The sequence below is a fragment of the Ancylomarina euxina genome (assembly GCF_003863355.1).
Lineage (GTDB): Bacteria > Bacteroidota > Bacteroidia > Bacteroidales > Marinifilaceae > Ancylomarina > Ancylomarina euxinus.
Window position 1 is genome coordinate 128,013 of the sequence record NZ_QQWG01000007.1, and the last position, 17,058, is coordinate 145,070.

Genomic DNA, 17,058 nt, shown 5'->3' on the forward strand with positions numbered 1-17,058 from the left:
AGATGAAAATCTACATGCCTAAATTTCGATTCTTGTTTATTTCATCTTGTAATTTTCTAGCTAATTTCTGCTCACGCACTAAAGCATTTTTTCTATGCGTATCAAACTCTTCTCTAACCTCATCCAATCTAACTTGAGTTTCTTTGGTTACTGAATTACTTCTTTTAAATAATAGAAAGAAAAATCCTGTTAATACTAATAAGCCCCCAACTAAACTCCAGATAAATAAATTATAGCTTGACTTTGACATTTGAATACCTAATAAAAACATGCTATCTTTTTCACCCTTAATAGTTGCTAAAGCATCCTTGTTTTCTTTTAGTTCCAACTCCAAAGATTTAATCGTTTTGTCTCTCTCTCCAACTAGCTTCTCAGAAACTAGATAATCCTGGCGTATAGCATTCAAACTATCCACAAAACCAGACTGAAACTTCTTCATCCAATTAATCTGGATAACCTTATAATTTTTCCAGGTATCCCCTTTTTCCATGATATATTCAAATTGCTCTTTGATTGGAGCATCTTGAATATAGGCACGAGGCTTAACGACAGCCTGGTTATTTTGAGTTGTTTCTTCTTGTTTTGTTTGTGATTGTTCTGTTTCATTTGTTTGAGCAATAAGAGCAAATGAAAAGAATAGAATTAAGGCTAGGGTCGAAAAAAGTTTTGTAGTTTTCATCAGATGTCGTTAAAATGGAAAAGTTGTATGCACAAAGAAAATAAAAATATACCGATTCTTTATCCAATCAAAAATCTTTTTTTCATCAAAAACTGAAAATATTCCATAAGATACAAAATAAAATACGAAACAATAAATAAAATTCCCCTACTCACTTCAATTCCAATTGCCCACAATTCAAATAAAACATATTAACAAGAACTAACTAAAGCGCCACAAATACCTGAACAACAGAAAATATTAACTCACATCCACGATAGATGAAAACAGAAAACAAAATCTTTAAAACTGAATCAGAATCAAAATTAAAAAACAGATAATTTAGACTACTAACAAGAAACTGCAAACATTCATACACAACAGAAAAAGCTTCATTCGTCAAAATCAAGGGATTTTTCACAATAATAAACTTCAGAAAAATAAGGAAAGCTAAATTTCATAGGGAAGATGATTTTTTTTAAAACTATTCCTAAATAATTTGTTAGAGAATTTAATCAGAACCATCTGAATAATTCATGCAAATTGTTAATATCATATAATAAGCTATATTTGAAATATGAAGCCTATTCGTATACTGATCATATGCCTTTCCCTAGTTGTTATTCAACTATTCCCTTACTGCAAAGCGGAAAAGAAAGTTGAGAAATTAAATATTTTTGCTGCAGCAAGCCTGAAAGATGTTTTAAGCAATACAGCTGAGATTTACAAAAAGAAAACAGGAATAGAATTAAGCTTAAATTTTGCTTCCTCAGGTATACTTGCTCGACAAATTGAGCAAGGTGCTGATGTTGATTTCTTTTTCTCTGCAAATCGTGACTGGATCGATTATATTTCAAAGAAGGAATTACTACTTGCTTCATCAAAACTAGAATTAGCACAAAACAAGATGGCTTTAATTGTTCCTGAAGGAAGTAAACTAAGAGACTTTGAAAACTTCAGACCTGAGATTATAGCATCTCTTTTCGATGGTCGTATAGCCATTGGTGATCCCAATCATGTCCCAGCAGGTAAATATGCCCAAGAAATTCTTAAGCACCATAACATATGGCAAATCCTTAAGAATAGAGCGCTACCCTGTAAAAATGCAAGAGAAACACTACTTATGGTTGAAATGGGTGAAGTTGAACTTGGGATTGTTTATCTTTCCGATGCTAAAAAATCGAAAAAAGTTCGCTGCATATATGAGTTCGAAGAGTCAGACTCTTCCCCTATCCTCTATTATTCAGCTCATCGTACAAACCCCAATTCTATGGTTCAAGATTTCCAGAACTTTCTGAAACGACCAGAATCTAAAAGAATTTGGAAAGACTATGCATTTATTGTCCATGACTAATTACTTTGAATTAACAAGTACAGAATGGGAAGCCATTTCTCTTTCGCTTCAAGTTGCTTTTTGGAGCGCTTTGCTGTGCTTACCCTTGGCTATATTCACTGGTTGGTTTTTAGCCAGAAGACAATTCAAAACTAAATTTCTATTTGAAGGCTTCATCAATTTACCTTTGGTGCTTCCTCCTGTAGCAACCGGTTTCATTTTACTCCTCCTTTTAGGTCGTAATGGACTCATCGGTCAATTCCTTAATGAAATGTTTGGAATTAAAATTGCATTCTCTTATTATGCTGCTGTTATCGCGTCTATGATTGTTGCTTTTCCATTGAGTGTACGCAGCATGCGTTTATCCATAGAAATGATTGATCCTGCTTACGAAGAGGCTGCTAGAACCTTAGGGGCAGATCGTTGGCAAAGCTTTTTCCGAATCACTTTACCTTTAGCACTTCCTGGCATTATCTCAGGGTTTATTTTAGCTTTTGCTCGCTCATTGGGTGAATTTGGAGCAACCATCATCTTTGCAGGTAATATTGCTGGTGAAACTCAAACTTTACCTTTAGCCTTATACTCTGCTATTCAGATTCCTGGTCAGGAAACAACTGCCTTTCGTCTTCTGATTATAGCGGTTATTTTCTCATTTATCGCCATGGCGGGATCGGAATTATTAGTTAAAAATCTACACCATCGCAAACATAAAGCATGACAGCACTTTCTATCGATATAAAATGGTCCAGAGATAATTTCAAACTCGAAATGCAAGCTGATTTCACAGATGGAATCACTGGTATTTTTGGTGCTTCAGGAGCTGGAAAGTCAAGCCTTTTACAACTGATAGCTGGCTTAGAAAAGTTGGATGAAGGGCAAATTTCAATTGGTGATGATATTCTTGATAATAGCACAATAAAACAATTCACAGCATCTCACAAAAGACAAATAGGCTATGTTTTTCAGGAAGGTCGCCTTTTCCCTCATATGAATGTACGTCAGAACTTACTTTTCGCGACTAAATATATCAAAATCAGTCAGCAACAATTTATGCTCAGTGAGATCGTTGAACTACTTGAAATAGAATCACTCTTAGATAAATTACCCAGACAATTGTCTGGTGGTGAAAAACAGCGTATTGCAATCGGACGTAGCCTTCTTTCATCGCCTCGCCTATTGTTAATGGATGAACCTTTCTCTGCTCTTGACACATCATTACGTCGACAGATCATTCCATTTCTAATCAAAATTAACCAGAAACTAAAGTTGCCTATCTTGGTTGTCAGTCACGATTTACCAGATTTATTAAGTTTGAGTCAAAAGCTTTTATTGGTTAAAAATGGACAGATTTTAGCTCAGGGGAATTACTTTGAATTAATCGAAAAAGATTTATTAATCGATATCATGAAAGAATCAGGTTTGATCAACATGATTCCATTCAAAATTGAACATATCGATACTGATTATTTTGAGCTGAGTAAAAAAACGAATAAAGGAATCATCAGCATTAAAAGAGAAAAGCAATTACAGCACTTCGAATTGAATGATGAGATTCATGTATCGCTTCGACCTGAAGACATTGTAATTGCTTTACATCAGGTAGAAGATGTCTCTATTCGAAACCAACTGGAAGGAACTATCCTTCAGATTATCAAGCATGGTAACCAAATATACTGTCTTGTTGATGTAGGATTCAAACTACTTGTTACAATTACTGAAACTTCTCGCAAAAATCTAAAACTAGCAGAAGGCAAGACAGTATGGTGCCTATTTAAATCGATGGCTCTCAAAGTGAATATTTAATCTTAGATTCGCTCCATTTCAACTAAATTTAATGACGGTTTGCAAAACAATTCGGACAAAGAAGTATTTTATATGTAAATATTTCTTAGATTTGCATCAGTATTAATTTCCTTATGAGAGAGTATAATAGTCATATCGCATCATTTTCTTCAACTCTAATTTCTTTTGAGTTGAATATGCATGCATCTACATTTTTGACTTCTTTCAAATCAAACACATCTTTTTCAACCAGTAACACGAATTGTTGTTGTTGTTGTTGTTGTTGTTGCTGCTGTTGTTTTACCTCTTGTTGTTAGTTCTATAGTACTGTATTCTTTCTATAGACTCTCAATTTAAATGGGCAGGTTTCCTGCACCCCAAATTTTCCTTTTCAATTTACATTTTATAATCATCCAAGAATGAATTATCTAGCAAAAGTTATGGAAGAACTTCAAGCTTCACGCGAGATCAACGAACTAGATCTTCCAAGTAGAGATTTAACTCAAACCTTTGTTGAAGAAGCGATGAACACCTTATTCCCAATCAGTGCTCGACGTTCAAAAAGTCACTGCGCTCAAGAGGCTCTTTTAATACAATTAGAAACGCATCTAAAACTTCTTCTTCTCCCAGTAAAAGAAGAACTTAATAAGCCAATTGATGATTTATCAAAACAGTTTATGCTTAACCTACCCAAAGTATACAAGGCACTTTTATTAGATGCACAAGCTATTCAAGATTTCGATCCAGCAGCCAGAAATCTCGGAGAGGTCATCGTGTCCTATCCTGGCTTTTTCGCCATTATGGTTTATCGACTTAGTCATGAACTCTATCTAGCCAATATTCCCATTATTCCTAGACTAATGAGTGAATATGCACATTCTAAAACTGGTATTGACATTCATCCAGGAGCTCGAATTGGAGAATCTTTTTTTATTGATCATGGTACAGGTGTCGTTATAGGTGAAACAGCCATTATAAAACATCATGTAAAAATCTATCAAGGTGTAACTCTTGGAGCATTGCAAGTGAAAAAAAGTTTAGCTAAAAAGAAACGTCACCCAACAGTTGAAGATAACGTCATTATATATTCGAATGCAACAATCCTTGGAGGGGAAACCATTATTGGTCGAAATAGTGTAATTGGTGGTAATGTATGGTTAACTTCAAGTGTCGATTCCAATTCATTGGCTTATCACAGTCATAAAATTAAAGTCAGGTCAAGTATCAACGAGAACAACATCATTGATTTTCAAATATAGGATTATAAAACACAAACTTATAAATATATAAACAGATGAAATTAAATCATATTTTAGAAACTATTGGACAAACTCCAGTCGTAAGAATCAACAAAATTCTAGGTCAAAAGACAAAGGTTTGGATTAAATTAGAACGTAATAATCCTGGGGGTAGCATTAAAGATAGAATTGCTCTATCGATGATTGAAAAAGCTGAAAAAGATGGCATTATTAAGAAAGGGACTACTATTATTGAACCTACATCTGGAAACACAGGAGTTGGCTTAGCAATGGTTGCCGCAGTCAAGGGATATAAATTGATTCTTGTCATGCCTGAATCAATGTCACTTGAACGTAGAAAATTAATGTCAGCTTATGGAGCAGAGTTTGTATTAACACCACGTGAATTAGGAATGAAAGGTGCCATATCAAAAGCAGAGGAGCTCATAAAAACCGACGCAAACAGCTGGATGCCATCTCAATTTGACAATGAGGCCAATGTGGAAATACATAGACAAACAACTGCTCAAGAGATCATTGCTGATTTTCCGGATGGTATTGACTATCTGGTTACTGGAGTAGGAACAGGCGGACATATCACAGGAGTAGGTGAAATTCTTAAAGCTAAATTCCCAAACTTAAAAGTTTTCGCTGTGGAGCCCGAAGCTTCTCCTGTTATTAGTGGTGGAGCACCTGGTCCACATCCTCTTCAAGGAATTGGTGCTGGATTTATACCTGCAAACCTTAATGAATCTGTTCTGGATGGCGTTATAAAAGTAAGTCAAGAAGAGGCTTTCTCAATGGTTAGATCTTTGGCTAGAGAGGAAGGAATCTTAGCGGGAATATCAACAGGGGCATCTCTTGCTGCCGTTGCTAAGAAAAAGGATGAATTTGGTCCAAAGGCAATAATTCTAACGTTTAATTACGATACCGGGGAACGTTATCTTTCTACGGAAGGTTTATTCTAAATTTGATAAAACACAAAAGCTATCGAAGTCATGTTTCTTCGATAGCTTTCACATTGATACAGACCATAGGGGCATGAACCTCTAATGAAATATTAAAATTGGCATATGCGTTTTTACAAACAGCTTACGCGACATTTGTCCAAAAAATAAGCGTTCAAGTAAATTGTGCTTTCTAGCCATAATCGCGATCATTCCAATATTATTATCATGAACATAAGATTCAATTCCCTTCATCTTATCTTCAATTTTAAAAATTTGACACTGCACTGAATCATCACCCAATGACCGTTTTAGATACTTACGTAAGATGCCCATTCGATGTTCTTCCAAAGGATGTTCATCTTCTTCTTTCTCGAAATGAACACAATGTATATTCATAAAAAATGGTTCAGTAATATATTTGAGAATAGCAATGGCCTTAAAATCTGCCTTATCAAAATCAGTAGCATACATCACCTCTTTAATCTCATCTAAATCCGGATTCTCACCTCTATCAGATAAGATCAACATAGGTACGTCTATATTATCAATCACTGAAGAAACCACTGAACCAAGCAGATTTGAGGTTCCAGCAGTCTCACCTCGAGATCCCATTACCAATAAATCAGGTTGATATGTTTTTGTCATGCTTATAATTTCCGAACTTGCGATACCTCCTGACAAAGCCACATCAACTTCAACACCTTCTATTTTATCTTTTTTAATTCTAGCACTTAAATAATCCTTTAATTCATTAATCTTCGATTTGGCATTCTTTTCAACCTCGGCTAGGACTTCAACTACTGTTGCATTATAGGTATAACTATCCGAGAAAGGAACGGTCTCGATAGCAGAAGCAAAGTAGGTGTGAAATAATAGGATATCAGCGTGAAATTTCACGGCTAAATTATAAGCATAGTCGCAAATACGGGGGGTAGAATCTGAAAAGTCTACAGGAACCATTATTCGGTTTAATTCCATTACAGAACTGGGAACTAATTTATCCTCATCTTCCTCAACATAGCTCAACTTAAAGTCTTCAATTAAGATTAAAGATTTAATTAAATCTTCTTCACGAATTCGAATCTTTACACCGCCACCAATTGCCGACTGCAACAGATTGATATTTTTCAAGAAGCATTCCACCCCTTCAGATTCTAAAAAAGATTTCAATAATTGAGCCCGAGAATAGCTGTAAGTTGCTAAAGTTATGATCCTGTCTTTCATATGTGCCGATTTTAAAATGATTTAAACTAAAATCATACGACCATTAAGAGTAAGAATAATGGAACTGTTGGCATTTAAACAAACCCCGTGTTAGTTGTAAAACTTAAGCTTTATTAAAGACCTAACAAATGATTTTCTTATCATTAGGTTCACTATACAATTTAATGAAAATAAGCGAGACTCAAAAAAAATATTAAAACTCAGAAAAAAATAAAAATGGTGATAAAACTTAAGCCTTATTGGGGTTTTGAATATTAAAAAAGATTGATTACTTTTGCGGCTTAGTAAAACTATTAATTATTAGTTTATTAATTAAACATTTTTAAATTATGTTGAATCATTATGAGACCGTTTTCATTGTAACTCCCGTTTTATCTGAAGCTCAGGTAAAGGAAGCGGCGGAAAAATTCAAAGCTCTTATCATCGAAAATGGTGGTAAGATTACAAATGAGGAGAATTGGGGACTTCGCAAATTAGCCTATCCTATTCAAAAGAAAAGCACTGGGTTCTACCAATTGCTGCAATTTGAAGCTCCAGGCGAAACTATCGAGAAATTGGAACTTAACTACCGACGTGATGAGAAAGTCATTCGTTTCTTAACTTTCAGACTTGACAAGCACGCATACGAGTATTCAATTAAACGTAAAGGAAACCTTAAAGCATCTAAAGAGGAGAAATAGTCATGGCACAAAATCAATCAGAAATCAGATATTTGACTCCCCCAACGGTTGAGATCAAAAAGAAAAAGTACTGTCGTTTCAAGAAGAATAAAATTAAATTCATCGATTATAAAGATCCTGAGTTTTTGAAAAAATTCTTAAACGAACAAGGAAAGATTTTACCACGTCGTATCACTGGTACTTCTTTAAAATATCAAAGAAAGGTAGCAACTGCAGTAAAACGTGCTCGTCACATTGCTCTTCTACCTTACGTAACTGACATGATGAAATAATCTTTTAAAGAAGGAGGAAACGAAATGGAAATCATCTTAAAACAAGATATCCATACTTTAGGGTATAAAAACGATATCGTAACTGTTAAGAATGGTTACGGAAGAAATTACTTGATTCCTACAGGCATGGCAACTCTAGCGACACCGTCTGCTAGAAAAATGCACGCTGAAAACATGAGACAAAGTGCTCATAAGCAGGAGAAAATCAAAAATGAAGCTCTTGAGCTTGCGAAAAAACTTGAAGCTGTAAGCTTATCTATTGGTGCTAAAACTAGTACTACTGGTAAGATTTTCGGTTCTGTTAACAATATTCAGATTTCTGAAGCTCTTGCAGCTCAAGGATTTGAGATTGACAGAAAAGTAATCGCAATCAAAGATGCTGTTAAAGAAATTGGTAAATACACTGCTTCTGTGAAACTTCACAAAGAAGTGAAAGTAGATATCGCTTTCGAAGTTGTTTCAGAATAATCTGAATACAGCTCAATTAATTTAAGTTAAGACACAACTTAAATCTTTTCAAACAAACATATAAAAACCACTCCTTTTTCCGGGAGTGGTTTTTTAATTTCCCCCTACACGTCCTTATTTATCCAAGGCTTAAAAAAAAGCATCTCCCATTCTTTACAATTCATGACAGATATTCGACAATTGAAGTCATTCACTTTTTTATTCTTCTTAGTTTTCCTGAATATTGTACTTAGATCAAGTTAAAGACAAGGAATAAAGATTGTCAAACCAAAACGATCACATCCTAACGGATATTTTCTAAAGGATCATCAAACTATTATTGGAAATCATAAAATCAAAAGCATATGAAAGCTGTATTTAAAATCACAATCGCTCTTGCACTGATTCTATCGTCATTGATAAATCCAGCACAAGCAAACCAATTGAGTTTAGATAAGGATATCACCAATCATGAAAGATCAAATTGGAAAGCTGAGAATATTAAAGTTTCATCTCACGGGGAAATTGAGTTCAATAACAATTATACCGATGTGATAAGTATTAGTAGTGATGGCTACCTAAAAATTAGTATGGTAAGTTTCGGCATGAAACGTAAGCTTTATTTCCGCTCACAGGAAGGTCAACTGGATAAGCTATATTATGAAGGAAATAAACAGATTGAATTTGAGCCCAAAGGTCGTGAGTGGATGCAAGAAGTACTACCTGAAGTGGTACGTAACTCTGGTTTAGATTTAGAGAACCGCGTTAATAAGGTATATAAAAAAGGTGGCATAGATGCTTTCCTTTCTGAATTAAAAGCAACCGACAGTGACTATTTTAAATCACGTATGGTTCATTACCTTCTGGATAATAATGAATTGAAAAAGGAGGAAAAAGAATTGCTTTTAAAGCAGTTTCCAGCTAATATCGATTCTGATTATGAGCTTTCCCAAATCTTTAAAAAGCACAATTCCGTATTCATTGATGACAGTATTCTTTCAAAGGAGTTTTTTAACAGCCTCAATCAAGTTTCATCAGACTATGAATTATCTCAAATTTTAAATTCTGTTTTCAAGAATAATGATTTAAACGATGTAAGCTTCCAACTCTTCATATCGGCAATGAATAAAATTGATTCAGATTTTGAAAAATCTAATTTAATCAAGCTTGCTATATCTGAAGGCAAAAATTCGAGTATAAAACTGAATCTTATCCTAAACAACTTAAAGGGTATCGATTCCGATTATGAAAAAGGAGTTATCATCAAAACGGTTATCAATGAAGAATTGTTTGATCTTGATAATATCGATAAAATAATCGAATTGAGCCGGGGAATTTCTTCTGATTATGAGCATACTCAAATCATGAAAAATATGATTAAGCATAAGATGATAACACCTCAGAACAAGGATAAATTCAAAGAAATGATGAATGATATTTCTTCAGAATATTCATATAAGGAGATATTGCTTGACTTTATGGAGTATGATAAACTGGGTGAAGAAAACTTTGATTTTTTGATGGAGGCTTCAGACAAAATCTCATCCTCTTACGAATTGAGCCAACTTTATAAAATGATGTTGAATAGAGAAGATCTAAGTACAAAACAACAACTAAGGCTCATCGAAAAAGCAAGTAATATCAGTTCTGATTATGAATACTCATCCTTTCTGCTTGAAGCGACAAGAAAGCTGGATTTGGATAATGAAAAAATTCAAAATGCTTTGATTGATGCAAGTCAAAAAATTGATTCGGAATATGATTATGGGAAAATCATGAAGGCCATATACTCTCATAAAAGAAATTAAAGGTTCATAATTACGCTTCTCTAGTTAGTTGAGATTTCATGACTTTACTACCATTTATTGTAAAGTCATGAAGTTTCCTATAGAATTAGCCCTTAATTAAATCTCAATTCGTAACTTCAAGTATTCCAAATTCGTTCAATACTATGTCGCAATATTTGCGTTTTATCGTCATAAGCCCAGTTTTCGGAATACTTAGCTACATGCTAAGTTATTACAGTCAAATTGGAGAACTACCTTCTCTGAAAGAGGAATTTCTTCCCTATTTGACATCTGCGACTTTTGGCCTGCTTGCTGGATTTTCAGCAATGGGTATAGGAAAGCTCCTCAATAATGTTGTTAGTTGGAAAAAGAAACATAGCTTTCGATTTCTAGTTCAGTGTTTGGCACTTTTTATGGTTGGTTGCATTCTTATAGTTTGTTACCTTGAGCTTTTTGATATGATACTGGGGACCAAAATGACCTATGAAAAGTTTTGGTTAGAATATAAAGACGAGTTCTTAAAAACCTTGCTTATTCTTTTCATTTTCGTCTTTATATACACCATTCTTGATTTTATGATTTACTCTTTCAACTACCTTAAAAAAGAAGAAATTCAATCAGTTGAGATGATTAACAATCAGATGAATTTGCAGTTTAAAGCATTGAAATCTCAATTAAATCCACACTTTCTTTTCAACTCACTCAACACCATTTCATCTTTACTTTATAAAGATCCTGAGAAGGCTGAAGAGTTTATTCGAAAATTTGCTGAGAGTTATCGTTTTATACTGGATCAGAATGATAAAGCACTTATTCCACTAGAACAAGAGCTCGCCTTTGTTGAAGCATACAACTATATCCTTAGAATGCGATTCCAGGATTCTTATAAGCTTCGTATTGATTTGCCTGAGCTTGTAAGACATAGTTTTGTACCTCCGTTGAGCATTCAAATGTTAGTTGAGAATGCCATTAAACACAACTTAATTTGTAAAAACTCACCCTTAGAAATTAAACTAAAATGCAAAGACAACTATCTGCATATCAGCAATAATATCAACCCTTTACGCGAACAGGCTGAGTCATTCCACATTGGAATAGAAAATATAAAGAAACGTTATGCCTTTTTCACGAATGATAATATTAAACTGGAAAAAACTGATTTTTTCACTGTAAGCTTACCCCTGATTAATGAAAACAATCGGCACTTGAACTAAAAATACGATTTAGCCCTTAGAACATTACAAATGAACTAGCCACATAAATAAGGTAATGAAAACTAAATATCTCAACCAATCTCTATATCGAATATTTGCCCCTTTAATCGCGGGGCTTTTTGTCTACATACTTCTTCTTTTGGTATTCGACCGATTATCCGAAATTATCAATAATTTTCAGCCAGATGAGTTGGCTTTTCTTATACTAGTCAACTATATTTTATTCGAGACTTATAGGCTTTGGATAAACGCCTTTGAAAAATCTAATCGTTTCATTTCTGCACCCTATATAAAAAAGAGTTTTCTTTTTTTAGGAAGTTTTATTATTACTATTTCAGTAGTATCACTATGTTTATGGCTGTATTTCAACTATTATATTGAGATGAGTAGTTTTGGATCGCAACTCATATCCCTCCTTATTGTTTTTATTCTAGTTGGGATTCTCTTTCACCTTTTTTATATCAGTATTAGCTTTCTCGATAAGCAAAACTCGCTCCTATTACAAAAAGAAGAGCTTAATAGAAGAAACATTCAGTATGAACTTGAAGTGTTTCGAAATAAAATCAACCCTGATTTTTTATATAATTCTCTTGAAGGCATTATCAGTTTAATCCGTAAGAATAATGTCGATCAGGCTGAGAAACATATCGATTATTTGGCCCTATTCTATCGAAGAATTCTGGGTAATCGCTATTCAGAAATTATCAGCCTTGAAGATGAAATTAAAAAAATTGAACACTATATAGAAATTCAAAACTATTTGTATGCAGGTAATCTGGTTTTAGATTGGCAGTTAAAAACAAGTGCAAAAGAGATTATGATTGTTCCCAACACCGTTCTTCAGACCATAAATCTGATTGAACAAACCCAATTGGTAAATGCAAATACAAAATTGAACATCAAAATAGAGATCGAAGAAGAATATATTTGCTTTAACTATAAATCATCAGCTCGATTAAAAGGAGATATCAGGCCTAACTCTTTACTAGACAGTATTAATCATAGTATTAGTTTTTATAGTAACTTTAAAGCCATCATCATCGAAGATGATAAAATAAATATGATGAAAATTCCCACAGTTAAGTTGGAGAACCACCAAGCATAAAGAAGCAACAATCGAACTATCTCTTTATAGAAAATATATAAAGTAACACGCAGCATGAAAGTCATAATAATAGAAGACGAAGTTTTAGCCGCAGAAAAACTTGAACGCTTAATCAAGAAATACGACTCCAAAATTGAAATTATTGAACGTTTCGATTCTGTAAGTGAGTCGAGTATTTGGTTGGGTGATCCAGAAAACAAAATCGACCTTATTTTTCTTGACATTCATTTGGTTGATGGTTTGAGTTTCGAAATTTTCAATAGAGTACAAGTTCATACACCTATCATTTTCACAACGGCTTATAATGAATATGCTCTAAATGCTTTCAAATTAAACAGCATTGACTACCTACTAAAACCAGTTAGCTTCGACAACTTGTTTACAAGCATGAAGAAGTTAGAAAATATGCGAGCCTCTCTTTCTTCAGAGCCAAATCTCAGAAGTTTCGAAAATCTAAGTCAGGTATTATCTAAAATTCAGAAAAACTATAAAACACGCTTCATGATTAAAGTAGGTGAAAAACTACGTTCTTTCACTTGCAACGAAATAGACCTTTTTTTTAGTGAGGGGCGTGATGTCTTTATTCTACTTAAAGAAGGCAAGCATTATATTGTCGATTACAAAATGGAGGAATTACAGGAACTCTTAAACCCTGATGAATTTTTCCGTATTGGTCGATCATTTATTGTTAATATTAATGCTATATCAGGAGTTAATATCCACTCGAACTCACGTCTTAAAGTCAAACTCAATCAGGAAACAGATAAAGAGCTTATTGTTTCGCGTGAAAAAGTGAATGACTTTAAAAATTGGTTCAGTGGAAATCAAAGAGATTAAGTTATTCAGAAAGATCTATTTTTTTTAAAGCGAGCATTTTTCTATATAAAAGATGCTCGTTTTTCTTTTTAGACAACTACTACCCTTGTAACTGACAAATAAAATCTCAGATTAAACACCTTCTTCAGAATTAAAATCCAGGCTTACTCGATTCAAAAAAGAAGCCTTTATCGAACAAAATTCTCAAAATTGCCCTTTTACTCACTTTTCTCCCTTTTCCGAAAACGTTATCATAATTAGAGAATTATAGATTCAGCCCTATTAATGATAATTTTCTTTAATAAACTTCTCGAACGCAAACATTTTCGGAACTTAACGAAACCGTTTGTAATGAAAATAATTGCAAAATCAACTCTCTCTGGTCATTTTATCTAGATCTTTTCTAAGAATACTTCATAGATTTACAATGTCAAACAAACCACTTAAAGTGTTTGTCAAAACAATTAATTATTAACCAAAGTTTTTTAAAGATGAAAAATCTAAAATTGAAATTGAGAGGATTGGCACTCGCTGCCGCACTAGTGTTAAGTTTGAGTTCTGCCTTTGCAGGCGGTAATGTTAAAATCAACCCTTACCTAAACACAGATTACTCTATCGTTTCTGTATTTAACACTAGCAATTCAAACCTTAAACTAAAAGTTTACGACGAGAACGGATATGTGTTTTATAGTGAAACTGTAGAAGCAGAAAGCAACACACAAAAGCTTTTCGATCTATCTTACTTATCTGATGGAAATTACACTCTAGTTTTAGTTGGTAAAAACACACGTGTTGAAGAAACCTTTCAGGTAGCAGGTAAAAAACTCCTTGTTACAAATGAATTGATGCAACTAGCAGAGAATAAAAACAAAAGCTCTCAGTATGCATTCGAAAAATAAGTATTCTAGTCAGTACGATGTTTGCATAAAGCATCAACATTTATATAAGTGTATCCCTCAACAATAAGAGATACACTTATTTTTTTTGTTTACTTATCTCCCCCCTTCCTTTTATATTTTAGTTGAACCCCCTGCAATGGTTGAGTTAAACAACACTTTTCAATAGAGCGATTATCGCTTCCTAATCTCCCATTTTTTGCTATTTTTGTACATCTTCGTTCCATTTTTGAAATATATAGATTCTTAAATGGTCGAACACCAACAAACAATTGTAACGCAAAACAAATATTAACTGTCTTTAGACCAGTAAAAAAACAATTAAAATGAAAAAGTTATCGATTTTTGCATCACTGTTCATGTTGTTAGCCATTTTCTCAGCTTCAACTGCCAGTGCATGTACCAATTACCTAGTAACTCGAGGTGCCAGTGCTGACGGTTCCAACATGCTTACCTATGCTGCCGATTCACACGTTCTTTACGGAGAATTATATTTCCGCCCAGCTGCAGATTGGGCTGAAGGAACTATGCTAGATGTTTACGAATGGGATACTGGAAAATATTTAGGACAGATTCCTCAAGTACCTCACACCTATTCTGTAGTGGGAAACATGAATGAATTCCAATTGGCTATCGGCGAATCCACTTGGGGTGGTGTTGACCAGTTAGGTTCACAAGAAGGTGGGCTGATTGACTATGGTAGTTTGATTTATTTAGCCCTTCAGCGTTCGAAGAATGCACGTGAGGCGATTAAAGTAATGACTGAATTAGTTGAAACTTACGGTTATTACAGCTCTGGAGAATCTTTCTCAATCTCTGATAAAGATGAGATTTGGATTCTTGAACTGATTGGAAAAGGAAATGGTGAAAAAGGTGCCGTTTGGGTAGCGCGCATGATTCCTGACGGTTATGTTAGTGGACACGCGAACCACGCTCGAATCACAACTTTCCCATTGGAAGGTAAAACGTCTATCTCGTCTGATAAAATCGACAAAATTTTTGATACTGATGTAACAACTGTATACGCTAAGGATGTTATTTCTTTTGCAAAAGAAAAAGCGCTTTATCCTAAGGATGGTAAAAACAAAGATTTTAGTTTCTCTGATTCTTATGGTCCTGTAGATTTCGGTGGTGCACGTTACTGCGAAATGCGTGTTTGGACTTTCTTCAACCGTGTAAATAAGGATATGGCTAAGCATTTCGATTACGCTAAAGGTAATGTGAAGCTTGATAAAAAAGGATATGCAAGTAACCGTATGCCTCTTTGGATTAAGCCAGACCATAAAGTTGAACTTTCGGAGCTTAAGGATGCCATGAGAGATCACCTTGAAGGGACTGAACTTGATATGTCGAAAGATATGGGTGCTGGTCCTTTTGGTAATCCTTACCGCTGGAGACCTCTTACCTGGAAAGTTGATGGTGTTACTTATTGCAACGAGCGTGCTACTGCCACTCAGCAAACAGGTTTTTCTTTTGTTACTCAGTCTCGTAACTGGTTACCTGATGCAGTAGGTGGAATCAACTGGTTTGGTGTTGATGATGCTGCTTCTTCTGTTTATTTCCCAATGTATTGCTCAGCAACTCGTGTTCCTGAAACATTTGCTGTTGGTAATGGCAAAATGATGGATTTCACGAACAAATCTGCATTCTGGGTATTCAACCAGGTAACTAACTTGGCTTATACTCGTTACAATGCAATTCACCCTGAAATAAGAGACAAGCAAGTTGCTCTTGAAGCTAAATACCAGAAATTCACTCAGATTATCGATATGGCTGCTGAAGGCATGATTAAAGCTGACAAGGCTGCTGCAATCGAGTTCTTAACTGACTTCTCTTGTAACCAGGGCGACAACCTTACAAACGAGTGGAGAGACTTCTACGGTTACTTATTTGCTAAGTTTATGGATGGTAACATCAAAACGAAGGATGGTAACAAGCAGAACCCAACCATGAAGCAACCTGGCTATAGCGAAAAGTGGAAAAGAGCTGTAGCAAACGACACTGGTGATCAGCTAAAAGTAAAAGGTTCTTCTCATTAATCGGGAAATAAACCTATAAATATTATAAAAGGAAGCTTCGGCTTCCTTTTTTATTACTCTAAACATTCATATTCTGATTATAGGTAAGCTTTAAACTTAAGTTCGTGACTAAAAATCAGAAGAACTTATAAAAGTCGGTAGTAAATACTCATATTACTAATAATGAGACCAGGGGGTTTTTACTTGCCTAATATTATCATCCTCATCAAGAATCTGAGGTACAGAACAATGAATATAGCAAGTCAATTGAAAAAGGTTTTTGTAACGAAAGCTGCGATCAATAAAATTGCAAATTTCTATTTCAGTTCCATTTTCATTGACAAATTTATCCTTTCTGGTATAGCAAGTCGTGATGTGGAGTGATTGAGAATCGTCTCCTAAAAATTCAATATCTTTTACTTCCCAATTATTAGGCAAGTCTAATGCTAAGCGAATTAATTCAATGCTGTTCATACTAAATCGAATTTAAGATGAAACGTCTTTGGATAAGTATTAACAAAGATATGAAACAAAACAGACCCGTCAGAACGACGAGCCTGTTCTTTCTATATACCCTTTAAAAAAAACAAAGCTATACTCATAAATATCGCCTGACAGCTCTGCTTTTCATTTGTGAT

Annotated in this window: 17 protein-coding genes; 14 read left to right on the plus strand and 3 right to left on the minus strand. The window is 34.3% G+C overall.

Annotated features, from left to right (window positions below; genetic code table 11):
- Positions 1–10: 10 nt before the first annotated feature.
- A complete protein-coding gene (locus tag DWB61_RS08945; RefSeq protein WP_125030564.1) occupies positions 11–679 on the minus strand; it encodes a tRNA (guanine-N1)-methyltransferase in 669 nt (222 codons plus the stop codon).
- Between the two features lie 556 nt (positions 680–1,235).
- Here DWB61_RS08945 and modA point away from each other — a divergent pair.
- The 5 genes from modA (at position 1,236) to cysK (ending at position 5,979) form a co-directional block, all read left to right on the plus strand.
- The gene (gene modA / locus DWB61_RS08950; protein ID WP_125030565.1) at positions 1,236–2,012 is read left to right on the plus strand and encodes a molybdate ABC transporter substrate-binding protein; all 777 of its coding nucleotides are present in this window, start codon (positions 1,236–1,238) and stop codon (positions 2,010–2,012) included.
- On the plus strand, positions 2,005–2,709 hold the full coding sequence (gene modB, locus DWB61_RS08955; RefSeq protein WP_125030566.1) for a molybdate ABC transporter permease subunit: 705 nt from the start codon (positions 2,005–2,007) through the stop codon (positions 2,707–2,709). The genes modA and modB overlap by 8 nt, the downstream gene beginning before the upstream one ends.
- Positions 2,706–3,794 carry a molybdenum ABC transporter ATP-binding protein gene (gene modC, locus DWB61_RS08960; protein WP_125030567.1) on the plus strand — a complete coding sequence of 363 codons (1,089 nt, stop codon included), beginning with the start codon at positions 2,706–2,708 and terminating at the stop codon, positions 3,792–3,794. Before modB ends, modC begins: the two co-directional genes overlap by 4 nt.
- Before the next feature lie 398 nt (positions 3,795–4,192).
- Positions 4,193–5,032, plus strand: coding sequence for a serine O-acetyltransferase EpsC (epsC, locus tag DWB61_RS08965; RefSeq protein WP_125030568.1), 840 nt, complete (start codon positions 4,193–4,195; stop codon positions 5,030–5,032).
- Between the two features lie 35 nt (positions 5,033–5,067).
- Entirely contained in the window at positions 5,068–5,979 is a 912-nt protein-coding gene (gene cysK / locus DWB61_RS08970; RefSeq protein WP_125030569.1) for a cysteine synthase A, read from the plus strand.
- 81 nt (positions 5,980–6,060) lie between these two features.
- Here the strand turns inward: cysK and DWB61_RS08975 are convergent, their stop codons facing one another.
- A complete protein-coding gene (locus DWB61_RS08975; protein WP_125030570.1) occupies positions 6,061–7,185 on the minus strand; it encodes a universal stress protein in 1,125 nt (374 codons plus the stop codon).
- 329 nt (positions 7,186–7,514) lie between these two features.
- Here DWB61_RS08975 and rpsF point away from each other — a divergent pair, with 329 nt between their 5' ends.
- The 9 genes from rpsF to DWB61_RS09020 all read left to right on the plus strand — a co-directional run bounded on the left by rpsF (position 7,515) and on the right by DWB61_RS09020 (position 16,441).
- Positions 7,515–7,865: a 30S ribosomal protein S6 gene (rpsF, locus tag DWB61_RS08980; protein ID WP_197091168.1), complete on the plus strand. Its 351-nt coding sequence runs from the start codon at positions 7,515–7,517 to the stop codon at positions 7,863–7,865.
- Between the two features lie 2 nt (positions 7,866–7,867).
- Positions 7,868–8,137, plus strand: a complete 270-nt coding sequence (rpsR, locus tag DWB61_RS08985) for a 30S ribosomal protein S18 (RefSeq protein ID WP_125030571.1) — start codon at positions 7,868–7,870, stop codon at positions 8,135–8,137.
- A 24-nt stretch (positions 8,138–8,161) separates the two neighbouring features.
- Positions 8,162–8,605: a 50S ribosomal protein L9 gene (gene rplI / locus DWB61_RS08990; RefSeq protein ID WP_125030572.1), complete on the plus strand. Its 444-nt coding sequence runs from the start codon at positions 8,162–8,164 to the stop codon at positions 8,603–8,605.
- Positions 8,606–8,949: 344 nt separating this feature from the next.
- A complete protein-coding gene (locus DWB61_RS08995) occupies positions 8,950–10,392 on the plus strand; it encodes a hypothetical protein (protein ID WP_125030573.1) in 1,443 nt (480 codons plus the stop codon).
- A 143-nt stretch (positions 10,393–10,535) separates the two neighbouring features.
- The gene (locus DWB61_RS09000) at positions 10,536–11,585 is read left to right on the plus strand and encodes a sensor histidine kinase (RefSeq protein WP_125030574.1); all 1,050 of its coding nucleotides are present in this window, start codon (positions 10,536–10,538) and stop codon (positions 11,583–11,585) included.
- Between the two features lie 55 nt (positions 11,586–11,640).
- Positions 11,641–12,690 carry a histidine kinase gene (locus DWB61_RS09005; protein WP_125030575.1) on the plus strand — a complete coding sequence of 350 codons (1,050 nt, stop codon included), beginning with the start codon at positions 11,641–11,643 and terminating at the stop codon, positions 12,688–12,690.
- 54 nt (positions 12,691–12,744) lie between these two features.
- A complete protein-coding gene (locus DWB61_RS09010) occupies positions 12,745–13,527 on the plus strand; it encodes a LytR/AlgR family response regulator transcription factor (RefSeq protein ID WP_125030576.1) in 783 nt (260 codons plus the stop codon).
- A gap of 470 nt (positions 13,528–13,997) precedes the next feature.
- A complete protein-coding gene (locus DWB61_RS09015; RefSeq protein ID WP_125030577.1) occupies positions 13,998–14,405 on the plus strand; it encodes a FimB/Mfa2 family fimbrial subunit in 408 nt (135 codons plus the stop codon).
- 323 nt (positions 14,406–14,728) lie between these two features.
- Complete coding sequence (locus tag DWB61_RS09020) at positions 14,729–16,441, plus strand: dipeptidase (protein ID WP_125030578.1); 1,713 nt, start codon at positions 14,729–14,731, stop codon at positions 16,439–16,441.
- A 156-nt stretch (positions 16,442–16,597) separates the two neighbouring features.
- Here DWB61_RS09020 and DWB61_RS09025 read toward each other — a convergent pair whose 3' ends face one another.
- Positions 16,598–16,894: a hypothetical protein gene (locus DWB61_RS09025; RefSeq protein WP_125030579.1), complete on the minus strand. Its 297-nt coding sequence runs from the start codon at positions 16,892–16,894 to the stop codon at positions 16,598–16,600.
- Positions 16,895–17,058: the final 164 nt, after the last annotated feature.

Excerpts from the sequence above, each read along its gene's own strand:
- DWB61_RS08945 (WP_125030564.1), bottom strand. The coding sequence starts at position 679 with ATGAAAACTACAAAACTTTTTTCGACCCTAGCCTTAATTCTATTCTTT.
- modA (WP_125030565.1), top strand. The coding sequence starts at position 1,236 with ATGAAGCCTATTCGTATACTGATCATATGCCTTTCCCTAGTTGTTATT.
- modB (WP_125030566.1), top strand. The coding sequence starts at position 2,005 with ATGACTAATTACTTTGAATTAACAAGTACAGAATGGGAAGCCATTTCT.
- modC (WP_125030567.1), top strand. The coding sequence starts at position 2,706 with ATGACAGCACTTTCTATCGATATAAAATGGTCCAGAGATAATTTCAAA.
- epsC (WP_125030568.1), top strand. The coding sequence starts at position 4,193 with ATGAATTATCTAGCAAAAGTTATGGAAGAACTTCAAGCTTCACGCGAG.
- cysK (WP_125030569.1), top strand. The coding sequence starts at position 5,068 with ATGAAATTAAATCATATTTTAGAAACTATTGGACAAACTCCAGTCGTA.
- DWB61_RS08975 (WP_125030570.1), bottom strand. The coding sequence starts at position 7,185 with ATGAAAGACAGGATCATAACTTTAGCAACTTACAGCTATTCTCGGGCT.
- rpsF (WP_197091168.1), top strand. The coding sequence starts at position 7,515 with ATGTTGAATCATTATGAGACCGTTTTCATTGTAACTCCCGTTTTATCT.
- rpsR (WP_125030571.1), top strand. The coding sequence starts at position 7,868 with ATGGCACAAAATCAATCAGAAATCAGATATTTGACTCCCCCAACGGTT.
- rplI (WP_125030572.1), top strand. The coding sequence starts at position 8,162 with ATGGAAATCATCTTAAAACAAGATATCCATACTTTAGGGTATAAAAAC.
- DWB61_RS08995 (WP_125030573.1), top strand. The coding sequence starts at position 8,950 with ATGAAAGCTGTATTTAAAATCACAATCGCTCTTGCACTGATTCTATCG.
- DWB61_RS09000 (WP_125030574.1), top strand. The coding sequence starts at position 10,536 with ATGTCGCAATATTTGCGTTTTATCGTCATAAGCCCAGTTTTCGGAATA.
- DWB61_RS09005 (WP_125030575.1), top strand. The coding sequence starts at position 11,641 with ATGAAAACTAAATATCTCAACCAATCTCTATATCGAATATTTGCCCCT.
- DWB61_RS09010 (WP_125030576.1), top strand. The coding sequence starts at position 12,745 with ATGAAAGTCATAATAATAGAAGACGAAGTTTTAGCCGCAGAAAAACTT.
- DWB61_RS09015 (WP_125030577.1), top strand. The coding sequence starts at position 13,998 with ATGAAAAATCTAAAATTGAAATTGAGAGGATTGGCACTCGCTGCCGCA.
- DWB61_RS09020 (WP_125030578.1), top strand. The coding sequence starts at position 14,729 with ATGAAAAAGTTATCGATTTTTGCATCACTGTTCATGTTGTTAGCCATT.
- DWB61_RS09025 (WP_125030579.1), bottom strand. The coding sequence starts at position 16,894 with ATGAACAGCATTGAATTAATTCGCTTAGCATTAGACTTGCCTAATAAT.